14 protein-coding genes and 4 tRNA genes are annotated in these 20339 nt (G+C 56.4%); all 18 read right to left on the reverse strand.

The genetic code is table 11. From position 1 onward, the window contains the following. Positions 1-29: 29 nt before the first annotated feature. Entirely contained in the window at positions 30-2147 is a 2118-nt protein-coding gene (gene fusA, locus GQR90_RS16760) for an elongation factor G (protein WP_158775071.1), read from the reverse strand. Positions 2148-2165: 18 nt separating this feature from the next. Beyond that, positions 2166-2636, reverse strand: coding sequence for a 30S ribosomal protein S7 (gene rpsG / locus GQR90_RS16765; RefSeq protein WP_024950648.1), 471 nt, complete (start codon positions 2634-2636; stop codon positions 2166-2168). Between the two features lie 101 nt (positions 2637-2737). Further along, entirely contained in the window at positions 2738-3112 is a 375-nt protein-coding gene (gene rpsL, locus GQR90_RS16770) for a 30S ribosomal protein S12 (protein WP_024950647.1), read from the reverse strand. Between the two features lie 138 nt (positions 3113-3250). Next, positions 3251-7492 carry a DNA-directed RNA polymerase subunit beta' gene (gene rpoC, locus GQR90_RS16775; protein ID WP_158775072.1) on the reverse strand — a complete coding sequence of 1414 codons (4242 nt, stop codon included), beginning with the start codon at positions 7490-7492 and terminating at the stop codon, positions 3251-3253. 87 nt (positions 7493-7579) lie between these two features. Beyond that, complete coding sequence (gene rpoB / locus GQR90_RS16780) at positions 7580-11656, reverse strand: DNA-directed RNA polymerase subunit beta (RefSeq protein WP_158775073.1); 4077 nt, start codon at positions 11654-11656, stop codon at positions 7580-7582. Between the two features lie 209 nt (positions 11657-11865). Further along, complete coding sequence (gene rplL, locus GQR90_RS16785) at positions 11866-12231, reverse strand: 50S ribosomal protein L7/L12 (RefSeq protein WP_158775637.1); 366 nt, start codon at positions 12229-12231, stop codon at positions 11866-11868. 92 nt (positions 12232-12323) lie between these two features. Then, positions 12324-12833, reverse strand: coding sequence for a 50S ribosomal protein L10 (gene rplJ / locus GQR90_RS16790; protein ID WP_158775074.1), 510 nt, complete (start codon positions 12831-12833; stop codon positions 12324-12326). A 261-nt stretch (positions 12834-13094) separates the two neighbouring features. Continuing rightward, complete coding sequence (gene rplA / locus GQR90_RS16795) at positions 13095-13787, reverse strand: 50S ribosomal protein L1 (RefSeq protein WP_158775075.1); 693 nt, start codon at positions 13785-13787, stop codon at positions 13095-13097. A gap of 2 nt (positions 13788-13789) precedes the next feature. Beyond that, on the reverse strand, positions 13790-14221 hold the full coding sequence (rplK, locus tag GQR90_RS16800) for a 50S ribosomal protein L11 (RefSeq protein ID WP_158775076.1): 432 nt from the start codon (positions 14219-14221) through the stop codon (positions 13790-13792). Positions 14222-14338: 117 nt separating this feature from the next. After that, positions 14339-14872, reverse strand: a complete 534-nt coding sequence (gene nusG / locus GQR90_RS16805) for a transcription termination/antitermination protein NusG (RefSeq protein WP_024950642.1) — start codon at positions 14870-14872, stop codon at positions 14339-14341. Positions 14873-14882: 10 nt separating this feature from the next. Next, on the reverse strand, positions 14883-15251 hold the full coding sequence (gene secE / locus GQR90_RS16810) for a preprotein translocase subunit SecE (RefSeq protein ID WP_043334897.1): 369 nt from the start codon (positions 15249-15251) through the stop codon (positions 14883-14885). Between the two features lie 77 nt (positions 15252-15328). Beyond that, positions 15329-15404: transfer RNA gene (locus GQR90_RS16815), tRNA-Trp, on the reverse strand. A 164-nt stretch (positions 15405-15568) separates the two neighbouring features. Then, positions 15569-15643, reverse strand: a tRNA-Thr gene (locus GQR90_RS16820). A gap of 35 nt (positions 15644-15678) precedes the next feature. Beyond that, a tRNA-Gly gene (locus tag GQR90_RS16825) sits at positions 15679-15752 on the reverse strand. A gap of 46 nt (positions 15753-15798) precedes the next feature. After that, positions 15799-15882 (reverse strand) — tRNA-Tyr (locus tag GQR90_RS16830). A 110-nt stretch (positions 15883-15992) separates the two neighbouring features. Further along, positions 15993-16832, reverse strand: a complete 840-nt coding sequence (locus GQR90_RS16835; protein ID WP_158775077.1) for a type III pantothenate kinase — start codon at positions 16830-16832, stop codon at positions 15993-15995. After that, positions 16829-17809: a biotin--[acetyl-CoA-carboxylase] ligase gene (locus GQR90_RS16840; RefSeq protein ID WP_158775078.1), complete on the reverse strand. Its 981-nt coding sequence runs from the start codon at positions 17807-17809 to the stop codon at positions 16829-16831. The genes GQR90_RS16835 and GQR90_RS16840 overlap by 4 nt, the downstream gene beginning before the upstream one ends. A gap of 99 nt (positions 17810-17908) precedes the next feature. Further along, complete coding sequence (locus GQR90_RS16845) at positions 17909-20278, reverse strand: DUF2339 domain-containing protein (RefSeq protein ID WP_158775079.1); 2370 nt, start codon at positions 20276-20278, stop codon at positions 17909-17911. Positions 20279-20339 lie beyond the last annotated feature (61 nt).

Consider the following 20339-nt stretch of genomic DNA (forward strand, 5'->3'; position numbering starts at 1 on the left):
TGCTATAACCTCTTTCGTTAGCTAATCGGTTACTTCTGATTGATGACGGCTTCGACGATGCTGTTCGGCGCTTCGTCGTATTTCGCAAACTCCATGGAGTAGCTTGCGCGGCCCTGGGTCTGTGAGCGTAGATCGGTTGCATAACCGAACATCTCACCCAGCGGCACCAGTGCATTGATGATCTTACCAGTGGAAGAGTCATCCATGCCCTGAACGAGACCACGACGACGGTTCAGATCGCCCATGACGTCACCCATGAAATCTTCAGGTGTGACGACTTCGACTTTCATGAGCGGCTCAAGCAGCACAGCACCCGCTTTCGGGGCGCCCGCCTTGATTGCCATGGAAGAGGCAACCTTGAACGCAGTCTCGTTAGAGTCGACGTCGTGGTAGGAACCATCGAACAGCGTTACCTTGACGTCAATCATCGGATAGCCGGCGATGACACCATTTTTGAGCTGCTCAGCGGCGCCCTTCTCGACGGCAGGCACGTATTCCTTCGGAACCGCACCACCGACGACCTCGGACACGAACTTGAAGGTCATTTCCTCGTCGTCGCCCTTGTCCTCTGCAGTCAGAGGCTCAATGCGAAGCCAGACGTGACCAAACTGACCACGACCGCCGGACTGACGAACAAACTTACCTTCCTGCTCGACCTTGGTACGGATGGTTTCACGATAAGCCACCTGCGGCTTGCCGATGTTAGCTTCAACATTGAACTCGCGACGCATACGGTCAACGAGGATGTCCAAGTGAAGCTCACCCATGCCAGAGATAATCGTCTGACCTGACTCTTCGTCAGTCTCGACACGGAACGACGGATCTTCCTGAGCAAGCTTGCCCAGTGCAACACCCATCTTTTCCTGGTCAGCCTTGGATTTCGGCTCAACAGCAACAGAAATCACCGGCTCCGGGAATTCCATACGCTCAAGGACGATCTTGTTGTCCGGATCACACAGGGTATCCCCGGTGGTCACGTCTTTCAGACCGATGCACGCGGCGATATCACCAGCGTACACTTCCTTGATCTCCTCGCGAGAGTTAGCGTGCATCTGGACGATACGCCCAACACGCTCCTTCTTGCTCTTGACGGAGTTGAAGACGCCGTCACCAGACTTCAGCACGCCGGAATAGACGCGAATGAAGGTCAGAGTACCCACGAACGGATCGGTGGCAATCTTGAACGCAAGCGCCGCGAACGGTGCATTGTCGTCTGCTTCACGTGTCTCGATAGTGCCGTCTTTGTCGTCAAGCTCACCTTCGATGGCTTTGACTTCAAGCGGAGACGGCATGTATTCGATGACCGCATCCAAAACAGCCTGGACACCCTTGTTCTTGAAAGCAGAACCACAGGTCACGAGGCAGATTTCGTTAGCCAGGGTGCGCTGACGCAGCGCGGCCTTGACTTCTTCCTCGGTGAGTTCGCCTTCTTCAAGGTACTTGTCCATCAGCTCTTCAGACGCTTCAGCAGCAGCCTCAAGCATATGCTCACGCCATTCAGCAGCTGTTTCTTGCAGATCAGCCGGAATGTCGATCAGCTCATGGTTCATGCCGTGGTTGTCTTCGTTCCAGACGATCGCCTTCATCTTGAGAAGATCGATAACGCCCTTGAACTCTTCTTCTGCGCCCCAGTTGATCTGGATCGGCACAGCGTTGGCACCCAGACGCTTGCGCACCTGGTCAACAACCATGAAGAAGTCTGCGCCAGCACGGTCCATCTTGTTGACGAAGATCAGACGCGGCACTTCATAACGGTTAGCCTGACGCCAGACAGTTTCTGTCTGCGGCTGGACACCGGAAGAAGCACACAGCACAACGACCGCGCCATCGAGAACACGCAGTGAACGCTCGACTTCAACAGTGAAGTCAACGTGCCCCGGAGTATCAATGATATTGATGCGGTGCTCGTCGAACTGCTTGTTCATGCCCTGCCAGAAGCAGGTGGTCGCCGCAGAGGTGATCGTGATGCCACGTTCCTGCTCTTGCTCCATCCAGTCCATGGTGGCTGCGCCATCGTGGACTTCGCCGACCTTGTGAGACAGGCCAGTATAGAACAAGACACGCTCGGTAGTAGTCGTCTTACCGGCGTCAACGTGAGCCACGATACCGATATTGCGGTAACGCTTAAGTGGAGTCTTGCGTGCCACGGTGAGTATCCCCGTTGTTTAGAAGCGGTAGTGGGAGAAGGCCTTGTTGGCTTCCGCCATGCGATGCACGTCTTCACGCTTCTTCACAGCAGAACCCTTGCCTTCAGCGGCATCCAGGATCTCACCAGAGAGACGCTGCACCATGGTCTTTTCGCCGCGCTTGCGCGCAGCGTCCACCAGCCAGCGCATGGCAAGCGCATGACGGCGGGAAGGACGAACTTCGACCGGCACCTGGTAAGTTGCACCACCGACACGACGGGATTTCACTTCAACCATCGGCTGAATGGCTTCCAGCGCCTTGTCGAAGAGGTCCAGCGGGTCTTCATTGGAGCGTTCGGCAACGCGATCGAGGGCACCATAAACGATGCGCTCGGCAACAGATTTCTTGCCGCTGAACATCAAGTGGTTCATGAACTTGGCCAGGCGCTCGCTTCCGAACTTAGGATCCGGGAGAATTTCGCGCTTAGCTGCTACACGTCTTCTAGGCATGATAAGCCCTCAGTAGAAGGGTCCTTCAGGTAAACCCGGGATGCTTCGCGATAGACGCGACGCCCGACCTTACTCTTATCAGACCGATATTAAACTTTGATTTAGACTTTCGGGCGCTTGGCGCCGTACTTGGAACGACCTTGCTTACGACCTTGCACGCCAGAGGTATCCAGTGCACCACGAACTGTGTGGTAACGGACACCCGGCAAATCCTTCACACGACCGCCACGGATCAGAACAACAGAGTGTTCCTGAAGGTTGTGACCTTCACCGCCGATGTACGAAGTGACTTCGAAGCCGTTGGTCAGACGAACGCGGCAAACCTTACGGAGTGCGGAGTTCGGCTTCTTCGGGGTAGTAGTGTATACACGAGTACACACGCCACGCTTCTGCGGACATGCCTGCAGCGCAGGGACGTCGCTTTTCGTGACCTGACGCTTGCGCGGCTTGCGCACGAGCTGGTTAACGGTTGCCATTTGCTTGCTCCAATGGGTTGTACTGCCTTCCAACAGCAAGACAGGATTTACCCGCCCTACTGTTAAAGGCTGCATATTCTAGGGCTTGGGCCACAAGGGCGTCAACCCCGCCGTCAGAGACGGCGGGGTTGCAAGACCTCAGAGGTCGTCGTCGTCCGCGTCGAGCGCAGTGAGCTGGGCACCCAGCTCTTGCTCAACGTCCTGTGCCGACGGGGCCGGTGCGAGCGGAAGGCCATCACGACGGCGGCGACGCTCGTCGTGGTAAGCCAAGCCAGTACCCGCCGGAATCAGGCGACCGACCACGACGTTCTCCTTCAAACCACGGAGATAGTCGCGCTTGCCGGTAACAGCCGCTTCGGTCAGAACTCGCGTGGTTTCCTGGAAGGACGCCGCGGAGATGAACGATTCGGTTGCCAGACTCGCCTTGGTGATACCGAGCAGGATGCGATCGAACTTGGCCAAGAACTTGCCATCGGCCTCGAGACGCAAATTTTGCTCAACGACACGGGCGTATTCCACCTGGTCGCCGGTGATGAAGGTGGAATCACCAGAGTCAGTAATCTCTACCTTACGCAGCATCTGACGCACGATAACTTCAATGTGCTTATCGTTGATGCCAACACCCTGGAGGCGATAGACCTCCTGGACCTCGGTAGTGATGTACTTGGTCATTTCCGCAACACCCAGCAGACGCAGAATATCGTGCGCATTGCTTGGGCCATCGGAAATGACTTCGCCCTTCTCGACCGTTTCCCCTTCGAAGACGCTGATTTGACGCCATTTCGGGATCAACAGTTCGAACGGATCACCTTCAGTCGGGGTGATGGTCAGACGACGCTTGCCCTTGGTTTCCTTGCCGAAGGTCACAGTACCGGAGATCTCGGCAAGAATAGCCGGTTCCTTCGGACGACGAGCTTCAAACAAATCGGCAACGCGCGGCAAACCACCGGTGATGTCCTTGTTACTGGTCGCTTCCATCGGGATACGTGCGATGACGTCACCGACACCGACAGTCGCGCCATTCTCCGCGGAGACAATAGCATTACCCGGCAGGAGGTACTGTACCGGCGTATTGGAGCCCGGCAGAGTCACGTGCTGACCACTGGCATCCACCAGCATGATCATCGGACGCTTGTCACGAGCCGCAGACGGGCGTGAGGCGCTTTCGATGATCTCGATGAAGGACAAGCCTGTCATCTCATCAGTGGTACGGTTGATGGTCTGACCATCATCCATATCAGTGAACTGCACCTGACCCGCGACTTCCGCGACAATCGGGTGGGTGTGCGGATCCCACTTGGCAACAGACTGACCGGAAGCAACCGGATCGCCATCACGTATGGAAAGTTCAGCACCATACGGCAGCTTATAGAATTCACGCTCACGACCGTGATCATCTGCCACAGCCAAGGCGCTGGAACGCGACACGACAATCAGCTTGCCATCAGCACGTTCAACCGACTTGATGTTATGCAGACGTACCTTGCCACCATGCTTGACCTGCACACTATCCACTGCAGAGGCCCGCGACGCGGCACCACCGATGTGGAAGGTACGCATGGTCAGCTGGGTGCCGGGCTCACCGATGGACTGTGCCGCGATGACACCAATAGCCTCACCGACGTTGACTTGATGGCCTCGCGCCAGGTCGCGCCCGTAACAGGCCGCACAGACACCATGCACGGTTTCACAACCGATGGTGGTACGCACGATGATCTCGTCGACACCCATGGTATCGAGCTGTGCACACCAGGCTTCATCCAGCAGCGTGCCGCGCGCAATCAACACGTCGTCAGACGCCGGATCAATGACATCCTGTGCCACGACACGCCCCAACACACGCTGGGACAGCGGGACGATGATGTCGCCACCCTCGATGACCGGGTGCAGAATCAAGCCTTCCTGAGTACCACAATCGACTTCGGTGATGACCAGATCCTGGGCAACATCAACCAGACGACGCGTCAGGTAACCGGAGTTGGCGGTCTTCAGAGCCGTATCCGCCAGACCCTTACGGGCACCGTGAGTCGAGATGAAGTACTGGAGTACGTTCAAACCTTCACGGAAGTTGGCGGTGATCGGCGTCTCGATGATCGAGCCATCCGGCTTGGCCATCAGGCCACGCATACCGGCTAGCTGACGGATCTGCGCAGCAGAACCACGTGCACCGGAGTCAGCCATGATGAAGACGCTGTTGAAGGAGTCCTGCTCCAGCGGCTTGCCATCTTCGCCGTAGACCACTTCGCCTTTCCAGTTGATGACGGTCTCTTTCGAGATACCGGCCATCATCTCTTTGGCAACGCGATCGTTGGCACGGGCCCAGATATCGATGACCTTGTTATATTTCTCACCCGCGGTCACAAGACCTGAGGAGAACTGGTTCTCGATTTCTTTCACTTCGTCTTCAGCTGCGTCGATGATGACCTTCTTCGCGTCCGGGATGACGAAGTCATTGACACCGATGGAGGCGCCAGACCACGTCGCAAGACGGAAGCCGGTATACATCAGCTGATCGGCAAAGATCACGGTGTCTTTCAGACCCACGCGACGATATGCCTCGTTGATCAGTCCAGAGATGGCCTTCTTCTTCATCACCTGGTTGATCAGCTCAAACGGCATGCCTTTCGGCAGGATGCGGAACAACAGCGCCCGTCCGACAGTGGTGTCATGCAAGGAAGTCTTCTCGTACAGCTCACCGGACTCGTCGTCCTTGAGCGTTTCGGTCAGACGTACCTTGACCATCGCGTGCAGGTGAGCATTGTGAGTGCCAAAGGCACGCTCAACTTCACCCAGATTCGCGAAGGCCATGCCCTCACCCTTGGCACCGATCTTCTCGCGGGTCATGTAGTACAGACCCAGCACGACGTCCTGAGACGGCACGATGATCGGCTCGCCGTTGGCCGGCGACAGCACGTTGTTGGTCGACATCATCAGCGCACGCGATTCCAGCTGAGCTTCCAGCGTCAGCGGTACGTGAACAGCCATCTGGTCACCATCAAAGTCGGCGTTGTATGCAGCGCAGACTAGCGGGTGAAGCTGGATGGCCTTGCCTTCGATCAGCAGCGGCTCGAACGCCTGGATACCCAGACGGTGCAGTGTCGGAGCGCGGTTCAACAGCACCGGATGCTCACGAATGACGTCAGCGAGGAAGTCCCATACTTCGGGCGCTTCACGCTCGACCATCTTCTTGGCAGCCTTGATGGTGCTGGCATGACCTGATGCTTGCAGCTTGGCATAGATGAACGGCTTGAACAGCTCGAGTGCCATCTTCTTCGGCAGACCGCACTGGTGCAGACGCAGAGTCGGGCCGACAGTGATGACGGAACGACCAGAGTAATCGACGCGCTTGCCCAGCAAGTTCTGACGGAAACGCCCCTGCTTGCCTTTGATCATGTCAGCAAGCGACTTCAGCGGACGCTTGTTGGAACCGGTGATGGCACGACCGCGACGACCATTGTCGAGCAGAGCATCCACGGATTCCTGCAGCATGCGCTTCTCGTTGCGCACGATGATATCCGGCGCATTGAGGTCGAGCAGACGCTTGAGACGGTTGTTACGGTTGATCACCCGACGATACAGATCGTTGAGATCCGACGTCGCGAAGCGGCCACCGTCCAGCGGCACCAGCGGACGCAAGTCCGGCGGCAGCACTGGCAGTACTTCCATGATCATCCAGCCCGGCTTGTTGCCGGAATAGTAGAAGGCTTCCAGCAGCTTGAGGCGCTTGGAAAGCTTCTTGATCTTGGTCTCGGAGTTGGTCTGCGGGATCTCTTCACGCAGACGCTCGACTTCTTCTTCGAGCTCGATATCTTCGAGCAACGCCTTGATCGCTTCGGCACCCATGCGGGCATCGAAGTCATCGCCGAATTCTTCCAGCGCTTCGAAGTATTGCTCATCGTTGAGCAGATGACCCTTTTCAAGAGTCGTCATGCCCGGATCGATGACCACGAAGCTCTCGAAATACAGCACGCGTTCGATATCACGCAACGTCATATCAAGTAGCATGCCGATACGGGACGGCAGTGATTTCAGAAACCAGATATGCGCGACCGGGCTTGCCAGTTCGATGTGAGCCATACGCTCACGACGCACTGCCGCCTTGGTCACTTCTACGCCACACTTTTCACAGATGATGCCGCGATGCTTCATCCGCTTGTACTTGCCACACAGGCACTCGTAGTCCTTTACCGGGCCAAAGATCTTGGCACAGAAAAGACCATCACGTTCCGGCTTGAATGTCCGGTAATTGATGGTTTCAGGCTTTTTCACTTCACCAAAAGACCACGAGCGAATCATGTCCGGTGACGCCAAGGTAATCTTGATAGCGTCGAATTCTTCGGACTGCGCCTGTGATTTGAGAACTTTCACCAAATCTTTCATGGGTCGCTCCGCTGCGGAGTTGTCATGGGCAAAGCCTGGCTGCTGACACCAGGCTTTGCGGACCGTCAAACTTGTGGCTTTTCGGCGTCAGCCTTCCAGCTCCATGTCGATACCCAGCGAGCGGATTTCCTTCACCAGCACGTTGAAGGATTCGGGCATGCCCGCTTGCATAGTGTGATCGCCATCTACGATGCTCTTGTACATCTTGGTACGGCCTTCCACATCATCGGACTTGACCGTGAGCATCTCCTGGAGGGTGTAGGCAGCGCCATACGCCTCGAGGGCCCAGACCTCCATCTCACCGAAGCGCTGACCACCGAACTGCGCCTTACCACCCAGCGGCTGCTGCGTGACGAGGGAGTAGGAGCCGGTAGAACGCGCATGCATCTTGTCATCCACCAAGTGGTTGAGCTTGAGCATGTACATGTAACCGACGGTCACCTTGCGATCGAACTTCTCGCCGGTGCGGCCATCGTAGAGATCCATCTGACCGGATTCCGGGATGCCTGCCAACGTGAGCAGCTGCTTGATCTCATGCTCCTTGGCACCATCGAAGACCGGCGTTGCCATCGGCACACCTTTCTTCAGGTTATGAGCCATGGAGATGATTTCATCATCGCTTAGCACGGACAGGTCTTCCTGACGGCCACCGACAGTATTGTAAACCTTGTCGAGGAACTCACGGATCTGCTTGACCTGCTCGGCACGTTCTTCGCGCAGCATGTGCTCAATCTTCACACCGAGACCACGCGCAGCCATGCCGAGGTGAGTCTCGAGGATCTGACCAACGTTCATGCGCGACGGCACACCCAACGGATTCAGAACCACGTCAACCGATTCGCCAGAATCATCAAACGGCATGTCTTCTACCGGCATGATTGCGGAGATGACACCCTTGTTACCGTGACGACCAGCCATCTTGTCACCCGGCTGGATACGACGCTTCACGGCGACATATACCTTGACGATCTTGAGTACGCCTGGCGCCAGATCATCACCCTGAGTGAGCTTGCGCTTCTTGTCTTCAAAACGCTCATCCATCTCACGACGACGAATCTCGAGCTGCTCATCGGACTGAGCAAGCAATTCGTTGAGCGCTTCATCCTGCAGACGCAGTTTGAACCACTCCTGACGCGGCAGGGACTCCAGATAGTCATCAGTCAGTACGTCGCCCTTCTTGAGCTTCGGTCCACCGTTGACTGCCTGACCCATCAAGTTGCGCTGCATACGCTCGAAGGTCGCCTCTTCCGCAATGCGGTAGGTTTCCTGCAGGTCCTTACGGACCTCAGCGAGCTGCATCTGCTCGATGGACAGTGCACGCGCATCTTTCTCGACGCCATCACGGGTGAAGACTTGAACGTCAATGACGGTCGCCTTCATGCCGGTCGGGGCGCGCAGAGAGGTGTCTTTGACGTCAGACGCCTTCTCACCAAAGATGGCACGTAAGAGCTTCTCTTCCGGTGTCAGCTGGGTCTCACCTTTCGGTGTGACCTTGCCGACCAGAATATCGCCCGGGTTCAGCTCGGCACCGATGTAGACAACCCCCGACTCGTCCAGCTTGGAGAGTGCAGATTCGCCGACATTCGGAATATCGGACGTGATTTCTTCCGGCCCGAGCTTGGTGTCACGTGCGACACAGGTCAGTTCCTGGATGTGGATCGTGGTAAAGCGATCTTCCTGCACCACCCGCTCCGAGAACAGGATGGAATCCTCGAAGTTGAAGCCATTCCAAGGCATGAACGCCAGACGCATGTTCTGACCCAGCGCCAGGTCACCCATGTCGACGGACGGACCGTCGGCAAGGATATCGCCGATAGCAACTTCGTCACCCGGACGCACGATCGGGCGCTGGTTCTGACAGGTATTCTGGTTCGAGCGCACGTATTTGGTCAGGTTGTAGATATCAACGCCGGCTTCACCGCCGATGATTTCTTCTTCCCGCACACGTACCACGATGCGCTTGGCATCGACAGAATCGATGAGACCACCACGGCGTGCCACGGCACAGACACCGGAGTCACGTGCAACGAAGCGCTCCATGCCAGTACCGACGAGCGGCTTGTCAGCACGCAGGGTCGGAACGGCCTGACGCTGCATGTTCGCACCCATCAAGGCACGGTTGGCATCATCGTGCTCGAGGAACGGAATCAATGCTGCAGCGACAGAGACGACCTGACGCGGAGATACATCCATCATGGTCACTTTTCCCGGTGCCATGAAGGTGGTCTCACCGCGGTGACGCACCTGAACCAGGGCATCTACCAATCGGTTATTCTCGTCGACAGTCGCAGAGGCCTGGGCGATGATGAAATCGCCTTCCTCAATTGCTGACAGATCAACGACATCGTCAGTGACCTGACAATCCACGACCTTGCGGTACGGCGTCTCGAGGAAGCCATAGCTATTGGTCTTGGAGTAGGTCGCCAACGAGTTGATCAGACCGATGTTCGGGCCTTCAGGTGTTTCGATCGGGCACAGACGACCGTAGTGCGTGGCGTGTACGTCACGAACTTCAAAGCCGGCGCGCTCACGAGTCAAACCACCCGGGCCGAGCGCTGAGACACGACGCTTGTGCGTCACCTCAGACAACGGATTGTTCTGATCCATGAACTGGGAAAGCTGGCTAGAACCGAAGAATTCTTTCACCGCTGCCGCAACCGGCTTGGCGTTGATGAGATCCTGCGGCATCAGGCCTTCGCTCTCCGCCATGGAAAGACGTTCCTTGACCGCACGCTCGACACGCACCAGACCGACACGGAACTGGTTCTCCGCCATTTCGCCCACAGAGCGAATACGACGGTTACCCAGGTGGTCAATGTCATCGACATCGCCATTGCCGTTACGGATACTGATCAGCTCTTGCATGACCGTCAGAATATCGTCCTGGCCCAATACACCGCTGCCAGTGTCGGTTTCACGACGCAGACGACGGTTGAACTTCATACGACCCACGCCCGACAAGTCGTAGCGGTCTTCGTTGAAGAACAAATTCTGGAACAAGGATTCTGCAGCGTCCTTCGTGGGCGGCTCGCCCGGACGCATCATGCGATAAATCTCGACCAGTGCTTCAAGCTGATTGCGCGTGCCATCCAGCTTCAGCGTGTCGGAAACAAACGGGCCGCAATCCAGATCATTGGTGTAGATGACCTCGAACTGAGTGATCTTGGCCTGAGCCATTTTCTCCAACAGTTCCGGGGTAATCTCGCTGTTGCTTTCGCATATCAGCTCACCAGTGGCCGAATCAACCTGATCCTTGGCCAGCACCTTGCCGTACAGATAGTCCATCGGCACTTCAAGATGCTTGAGGCCGGAGGATTCTATCTGTCGGATGTGCTTCTGGGTGATACGACGACCTTCCTCTACGATCACACTGCCATCGTTATCCTTGATATCGAAGGCGGCTGTCTCGCCACGTAGGCGCGACGGCACAAGCTCAACGGAGAAACCGCTGCGCTCGATGTTGTACATCGTGGTATCGAAGAAGGCACCGAGAATCTCTTCGCTGGTCATGCCCATGGCACGCAACAGCACAGAGGCCGGCAGCTTACGACGACGGTCGATACGGACGTAGACGTTGTCCTTCGGATCAAACTCGAAGTCCAACCAGGAACCGCGGTAAGGAATCACACGTGCCGAGTACAACAGCTTACCGGACGAGTGGCTCTTGCCCTTGTCATGGTCGAAGAACACACCCGGCGAGCGGTGTAGCTGAGACACGATGACGCGTTCGGTACCATTGATAACGAAGGTACCGTTCTCTGTCATCAGGGGGATTTCCCCCATGTAGACTTCCTGCTCCTTGATGTCCTTGATCGCCTTGTTTGACGATTCTTTGTCATAGATCATCAGGCGCACTTTCACGCGCAGCGGTGCAGAGTAAGTGACTCCGCGCAGCTGACATTCCTTGACGTCGAACGCCGGCGTACCAAAGCGGTAGCTGACATACTCGAGCGCTGCGTTGCCAGAGAAGCTGGCAATCGGGAACACGGACTTGAAGGCAGCGTGAAGGCCGACTTCCAGGCGCTGTTCTGGCGCCCTGTCCTGCTGGAGAAAGTCGTGGTAGGAATCAAGCTGGATGGCCAGCAGGTAAGGCACATCCATCACTTGGGGCAGTTTGCCAAAATCCTTGCGGATGCGTTTTTTCTCAGTGTATGAGTAAGCCATCTGTATTCCCCAGCTTGTTCACCTTGGGTGACCGATGCGTGGTCGGCTCATCCTGATGGCGCGGCGATGTCCATCAGGCGCGGACGGCAAGCCTCCCTTGCGGGCTGGCTCGCCGTCATAATTCGTCTTGCAACAGAAAAAGGCTGGCGGCGGAGTCAGTCCGCCACCAGCCTGGAAGCTTACGCAGCGTGCGCAGCTTGGAACACGTGTTACTTGAGTTCCACGGACGCGCCAGCTTCTTCCAACTTCTTCTTCGCCGCTTCAGCGTCGTCTTTGCTCAGGGCTTCTTTCACAGTAGCCGGTGCAGCATCGACAGTTGCCTTGGCTTCTTTCAGACCCAGACCAGTCAGCTCACGAACAGCCTTGATGACGTTAACTTTCTTGTCACCAGCAGCAGTCAGAATGACGTCGAATTCAGTCTGTTCTTCAACAACTTCAGCAGCAGCCGGGCCAGCAGCGACGGCGGCAGCGGCAGAAACGCCGAATTTCTCTTCCATTGCTTCGATCAGCTCAGCCACTTCCATGACGGTCATGTCAGCGACGGCGTTGATGATGTCTTCTTTGGTCAGTGCCATTTTAGCAATCCTAAACTTTGCGGAGCAAAGATGCTCAGTCAAACGGAAATCGATTCAGGCTGCACGAGACAGCCAGGAGGAAGAAGCGCAGCTTACGCGGCGGCTTCGGCTTCCTGCTTCTGATCGCGCAGTGCTGCGATAGTACGGACCAGCTTGCCTGCAGAAGCTTCCTTCATAACAGACAACAGCTTGGACAGTGCTTCATCGCGAGTCGGCAGAGATGCCAGACGGTCGATGTTCGCCGCCGGGATGAACTCGCCTTCGTAGGCTAATGCCTTGACTTCGAATGCCTCGACTTTCTTGGCAAATTCCTTGAACAAACGAGCGCCAGCGCCCGGGTGTTCCATGGAGAATGCAAGCAGTGTCGGGCCGACGAAGGACTCATTCAGCACCTCATAAGAGGTGCCGGACAGCGCGCGACGAGCTAGCGTGTTGCGAACAACACGTAGCTGGACGCCCGCTTCGCGGCACTGTTTACGCAATTCGGTCATTGCGCCAACAGAAACACCACGAGAGTCGGCAGCGACTACGGAGAGAGCACCCTTGGCGGTTTCGCTGACCTCAGCAACAATTGCCTTCTTGTCTTCGAGACCTAAAGCCACGGTGTTGACTCCATTTCGTGCCAGGGAACGAATTCCCTAGTGGTTTACCATCTCTCTCACCTGTAATGCGCGGGAGAGTCTTGGATGATGGTTGCCACCAGCAAGGCTGGGACACCATCTGCGCAGGCTACGAGCAATGCAAGCATCACCTCGCGATTAAGCTAGCCTTGATACCAGAGCAACAACGCTAGCACCTGCGGTCTTTGACGGCGCCCCGCGGCTGAGCACGGGGACCGCAAAGTGAAACATTCTGTGACTGCCTTACGCGTACTTGGCGTGATCGACGGTCAGACCCGGGCCCATGGTGCTGGACAGGGAAATCTTCTTCAGGTAGATACCCTTGGAAGTGCTCGGCTTGAGCTTCTTGACTTCGGCGACCAGAGCGTCAATGTTACCCTGAATGGAGTCAGCACTGAAGTCGGTCTTGCCGATACCGGCATGAATGATGCCGTTTTTGTCGGTGCGGAAACGCACCTGGCCAGCCTTGGCATTCTTGACGGCAGTTGCGACGTCCGGCGTCACAGTACCGACTTTCGGGTTCGGCATCAGGCCACGCGGACCAAGAATCTGACCCAGCTGACCGACAACGCGCATGGCATCCGGAGAAGCGATGACGACGTCAAAATCCATCACGCCCTTCTTGACCTGCTCTGCGAGGTCATCCATACCGACGATATCTGCACCGGCTGCTTTCGCTGCTTCAGCGTTGGCACCCTGGGTGAAGACAGCAACACGCACTTCGTTACCAGTGCCGTTAGGCATGACGGTAGCGCCGCGAACGACCTGATCGGATTTACGCGGGTCAACACCCAGGTTCAGAGCAACTTCGATAGTTTCTTTGAACTTGACAGTAGACAGCTCGGAGAGCAGAGCAACAGCTTCTTCGACGCTGTAGACCTTGCCAGCTTCAACTTTCTCGTTGATCGCTTGGGCGCGCTTTGAAATTTTAGCCATGATCAAAGACCCTCCACGTTCAGGCCCATACTACGGGCAGTACCAGCGATAGTACGAACAGCAGCATCCAGATTGGAAGCTGTCAGGTCCGGCTCTTTAGTGGTCGCAATCTCTTCCAGCTGAGCGCGAGTCACAGTACCGACCTTCTTCTTGTTCGGCTCACCAGAACCAGACTTGATGCCAGCAGCTTTCAGCAACAGGACGGCGGCAGGCGGCGTCTTGGTGACGAAAGTGAAGCTACGATCAGAATAGACGGTGATCACGACAGGAGTCGGCAGACCGACTTCGATGTTCTGGGTAGCGGCGTTGAACGCTTTACAGAACTCCATGATGTTCACACCGTGCTGACCGAGGGCAGGACCTACGGGCGGGCTCGGATTTGCTTTACCGGCTGCAACCTGCAGCTTGATGTAAGCATTGACTTTCTTAGCCATGATAAGACTCCAGTATGGGTGGTAGCGCCTTGCGGCTCCCCGTAAAACCGGGCCGCCTCAGGCGACCCGTCATGTTGCCGCGATGCTTCGACTCAAAAAGAAATACGGATCCGAAGATCAGTCTTTCTCGACCTGAGAGAACTCGAGCTCCACTGGCGTAGCACGACCGAAGATCAGCACGCTGACCTGCAGCCGGCTTTTTTCATAATTCACTTCCTCGACAACCCCGTTGAAATCTGCAAACGGACCGTCGGTGACGCGAACTGTTTCGCCCGGCTCGAAGAGCGTCTTCGGCCGCGGCTTGTCGGTACCATCCTGCACGCGCTGCAGCATGGCATCCGCTTCTTTCTGGGTGATTGCTGCCGGCTTTTCCGGAGTACCACCAATGAACCCCATGACGCGTGGGGTTTCGTTCACCATGTGCCAGGACTGATCATTCATTTCCATTTCGATCAGCACATAGCCAGGGTAGAACTTGCGCTCGCTCTTGCGGCGCTTGCCGTCACGCATCTCGACGATTTCTTCGACAGGCACCAGAATTTCACCGAAGTGATCTTCCATGGCATAAAGCTTCACGCGTTCAGTCAGTGAACGCAGCACCTGTTTTTCGAAACCGGAATAGGCGTGTATGACATACCAACGCTTGGACATGGAAACTCCGTTAACTGACGATGCCGGACATCAGCCAGCCGAGGGTGGTATCGATGAGCCATAGCAACAGGCCCACGATCAGCACGGCACCCAGCACGATGGCAGTTGTCTGGACAGTTTCCTGTCGGGTCGGCCAAACGACGCGCTGGATCTCGCGGCGCGCACTACTCGCCAGCTCAACAACATCACGACCTTTGTTGGTAGTGATAGCCAACGCAGCCGCTGCAACGCCAAGCACGACGACGCCAAGCACGCGATAAAGCAGCGCTTGGTCAGCAAAATAGGCGTTACCGGCAACAGCCAGCACAAGAAGAATGACGACGACTGACCACTTGAATCCGTCGTGGCGCGCTTCCTGCACCTCGGCGTTCTGTTTCATCAAAAGAGACTCCTCAAGGGTGCAGCGATCGCTAGAATCGAGAATCGGTAAGAAGTCGATACCATCCTGGGGAAGGATGGCAGGCCAGGAGGGAATCGAACCCCCAACCTGCGGTTTTGGAGACCGCTGCTCTGCCAATTGAGCTACTGGCCTGTAACACTTGCGTGTTCCAGAGACTAAAAACAAGGCTGAATGAACAGCGGGCGCCATCATAGCTGAGACAACCCAAACTGACAAGCCTTATCTTTGACCGTGACCTGGGAGGTCGCCGGAAACGAAAAATACGAGCCAAACAGCGACTCGCCTCTTGCGTTGTATGGAGCTCGTGGGCGGATTTGAACCGCCGACCTCACCCTTACCAAGGGTGTGCTCTACCCCTGAGCTACACGAGCAAAACCTTGCATCACTCTCGCACCGCGAGATGAACTGGAGCGGGCAGCGGGAATCGAACCCGCGTCATCAGCTTGGAAGGCTGAGGTTCTACCATTAAACTATGCCCGCTTTCCAACTTTTACTGCCCTGACGCGCAAGGCGTCACAAGCGAATCTGGTGGTGGGGGAAGGATTCGAACCTTCGAAGCTTTCGCGGCAGATTTACAGTCTGCTCCCTTTGGCCACTCGGGAACCCCACCTTTCTATGGCGACAAATCTTACGTCGCTTGCGATACACTGTCAAGTGCTTGATTTTATTTCACTTCAAGCGCTTGAGGGAATTTATCGCCTCAGAACGGGGCGTAGTATGTCAAAGCATCTGAGACAGTGCAAGCCCCGAGCGAATTTTTTCCAGATCAGCCACTCGTGGCAATTCTGGCGCCCCTGAAAGGCGCCCTGCTCGCTCTGCTGCGGTCAACGGATACAGTGCCTCCAGGCCCGCATAGACCATGTCTGGCCACAAGGCATGCGGCATACGCAATCCTCGCGCGACGACCCGCGCATCCCCTCCCGTCAACAACAATGGTAACGCGACACCTTCGCGATCACAGACCTCAGCGTACAAGCGATTCACTGCACTGACGGCAGCCATGTAAATACCATGATTGACAGCCTCGACCGTATTGCGGCCCGGTGCCAATAGACTATCCACCTCACTATCCGGGTCGATGGCGACATTGCGCGTCCCAAGCTTGAGACTCTCTTTCATCAGGCGGAGTCCGGGAATAATGAAGCCTCCCAGATGACGCCCACCGGGCAGAACGAAATCAACGGTGATCGCGCTGCCACAATCGACACTGCAACACCCTCCCGTCAGATGATGCCCTGCCAAGGCTCCTAGCCAGCGGTCAACTCCCAGCCGATGAGGCTCTTCGTAGCCGCAGCTGACTCCGAGAGCCTCTCGCGTCGAACGCGCGACATGGACCGCGCCCACCTGGTCACGCAGGAGTGTGACGGTTTCGTCCAGTACCTGCTTGCGCGCCACGCTGGAGATACGCACGGCGGTCACCACATCAAGATCTGGAATGTCTGCCCCCGGACGCCACTCCTCACGCGTCCAGACCGCGCCACGCGAACGAATTTCACTGGAGACTGTGTCCTTTAAACGCCACTTGGACAACGTGTTGCCAATATCGAGATCCAGAATCATGAGACTGCGCGCAGACTGATCTCGCCACCGGCAAGGGTGACAGTTTCACCATTCATACGCACCTCGAGATTTCCATTGATATCGACTCCTTCCGCGACAGCTTCATCACGTCTTTCACCACGCAGAATGACTACGTCTCGTCCAGCGAAGGCATTGCGCTGATTCCAGCGTGCCTGCCATGCAGAAAAACCGTGCTCCTCGAACTCCGGCAACAGCGCCAGCAGAGATTCCATGAGGCGTGCGGCATATCGATTGCGTGAGGCGCCTGGAATGATATCTCGCACGGCCGCGACAGGCTGGCCAATGCCTTCTCGACGAGAGGCCGGCAGCTCAATATTCAGGCCAATGCCAATTACCACATCACAGGGGCCCGACACATCACCGGTGACCTCGACGAGAATCCCCGCAATCTTGGGCTGATCTTTCTGAATCTGTAACAAGACATCATTTGGCCACTTTAGACGCGCCGGCAAGCCTTCGCCTTCCAACAATTCAGCGACGGCCACGCCGATAGCCAAGCTCAACCCTTCTAGAGAAGATGCACCTGACTCAAAACGCCAACCCAGCGAAAACACCAGGCTACGCCCCCAAGGGGTCTGCCACTCACGACCGCGGCGACCTCGTCCAGCCGACTGCACCTCCGCCAGACAGACTTCAGCGTGACCAGCCCCCTGTCGGAAGCGTTCGCGCATGAAGGTATTGGTAGAATCCACCGACTCCTCAACAAACAGACGCGTCAGACGCTTACGCGCTTCTCGCGGCAGCGCTTCGATAATGGATTGCCCGTCCAGCAGCTCAATGGGATGCGCAAGACGATAGCCAAGCCCCTTGACGGCCTCGAGCGGGATATCAAGCGCCTCCAGCTTTTTAAGCTGCTTCCAGACCGCCGTACGCGACACCCCAAGCTCTTCGCCCAGGGCCTCTCCGGAGTGGTAACCACCATCTCCAAGCAGGCGAATGAGATCACGGATGGTCATGCGGGGCGTGTCCCTGTGCAAAAGGCCACATTCTATCGGATTCAGAGGCTTGCGAGCCAAGAACAACGACCAAAGTTGCCTGACAATTCATGAATTCTTTCATTTATCACCACTTCCCGCTCCAGCGAGGCGCCTAAACAGGCCCGCTAGCAGCATCAAGGCCGTACCCAAACCAAGCCAAGACCCTGCACGCCACAATCCTTCCAGCGTCGCGGTATCCCATGCACCAACCTTTATGACTGCCAGAATCAGCACACCCTGCCCCACCCGCTGCCAATGTTGTTGTTGCAGCTTGGCTCCACTCACCACTAGCGCGGCGGCTATGCAGAGCAGTGCCAGACTGTAGGTATAAAGCTCTGCTTGTACGACACCATGCCACAGTCCCAGCTCCTCTCCATGCCAATGGTGACGCAAATTCAGACCCACCCAAAGACCGCCGGACAGAAGGCCAAAGCCCTCACACAAACGACGCAAACGAGAGCCTTGCGACAAGAGATGCCACGCGAATGCTGCTCCCAGCGCTGGTATGCCATAGGCCGGCAACAACCAGTTGAGTATTGGCCAAGCCCCCATGCTGTCGGGGTACCAAAGTGGATTGAAGGCCAGCAGTACAGCGCTGCACCAAGCGATGATCGTGAGAGAGCCGACCCCCATGGCCAGCCACCGATAGAGTGAGACGTCACTCCTCGCCCCTTTGGCTCGCCATGTATATCCTGCAGCGACTCCCGCGAGCGCCAGAATCTGTAGCGAGGCTTCCGGCAGAGAGAGGCTTCCAGTGAAAGGCTCACCGCCCGTCAGCAGATAGCGGATTTCTAGCACAGGCGTCGCTACTGCAAGCTGGACAACCACGCCTTCCAACCAAAGCTGGATGCGCGGCCGGTGACGCATGCCAGCACTGGCAAGGGCAACACAGGCCAGTACCGGCAAGAAAACCTGAAGCGGCCAATGTGGCAGGTCGACATAGCGGCCCGTCGCGGCCTCATATGTCAGACGTAGCACCAATCCCCATGCCAACAGCCGCGTCAACTCGGAAAATAATGAGCGAGCAGTCGATTGGCTGTTCCGCCACCAGCGCCACTCGCAGGCCGTCAGGCCGAGTAGCTGTAATGCCAGCGCCAACGTCAGCGAGGGGCCTTCAAGCCCAATCACCAACGATAGGAAAATACCAAACTGAGCCGGCAACCAGAGCCCGGCAGCGAGTTGTACCCCCTCCCTGGCATAGAAACGGTTCGCGCCTATCCAGCAAGCAAGCCCCCAGATCAGCGGCGGCAGTGCTCCGTTGAGTAATATTTCGCCAGTTCCCGACGCAGTATTTCCAGGCATCACTCCCTGCCAGATAGCTAGCATCCACGCGAATAGTGGAGTCAGCGTGGCCAGCGCCCACCAACAGGCTCCTACCAAACGGAGATGCTCTGTGCGAGCGATACTCTCCGGCTGCCAACGCGCCAATATCAGTAGAGTCAGGCTTATCAGTAGCGGCCAACCGATGATCTCAGTGCCGCTTTCCTGTGACAGCGTGGTAGCCCATACGAGCAACCATAGCGTGACATTGACCAGTAGCATTGACCACAGCACGGCATGACGGCGAGATGACCAGGCAATGACCAGCATCGGCAATATTCCGATCATTCCCCAGCTCATTCCATTCGACAGCTCACCCACCACCCCGCTTGATTCAATGGATTGACACCATAAACTCAATGCAATGGTAGCGCCAAGCAAGGTACCAGCCAGCCATTGACGACGTAGAGAGACATTGGCCTGCCACGGATACCAAGCCTCATCACTGATGACCGCCTCTTCCTGTTGATCCGTGGAGTTAGCCTGGATAGGCAATACACCTCGCCACGGAGACAGATACGCAAGTGCTATAGCACCGAGCCAGATACTCCCCAGCATGCGTCCTTCAAGTATCGAGAGTTCTGCTGGATTCAGCATCAGCCACCAGCCTACGGCACCCAACAACCCTCCCCAATAAAGCCAATTCATTGCCACTTGTTGATAAAGCAGTCGGCATGCCAGTGCAATCACACCTATATGGCAGAGCAACAATAAATTTGCAGAGCCATCCAGCAAACGCGCAACAGGTAACGCTAACGGCAAGGCATAGCCACCTAACATACCAAGAGCAGCCAGCCATGGGCCATGATGGCGGGCTCGCTCCATCGTCCACAAGCTAAGCAAGGCAAGTGTGAAGAGGGTGGTGGGCAACGAAATTAGCGATAGAAGATAATGGCCCGCAAGTAGGCTTGCTGCCACGACCAAGCTACCGGCACCGCTGATAGCACCAGTCAAACTCGACGATTGAGTCGTTCGCAGTCGTAACCACTCTGCGAGCAACCCCATGATCACCCCAAAGCCTAACCCCAATGCCAAGCGTACTCCTGGCCCTAGCAGGCCTTGATCAAGGGAGTAGCCTACTAATAGAACGCCTGCCATCACTAGCGACAAGGCGCCGACGAGGATCATCCAGTGCTCTCGCACAAGCGTAATGAACCGAGAAGCATGCCTATGCTCCGGCCCGAGGCGT

Source organism: Cobetia sp. L2A1, from assembly GCF_009796845.1.
GTDB lineage: Bacteria > Pseudomonadota > Gammaproteobacteria > Pseudomonadales > Halomonadaceae > Cobetia.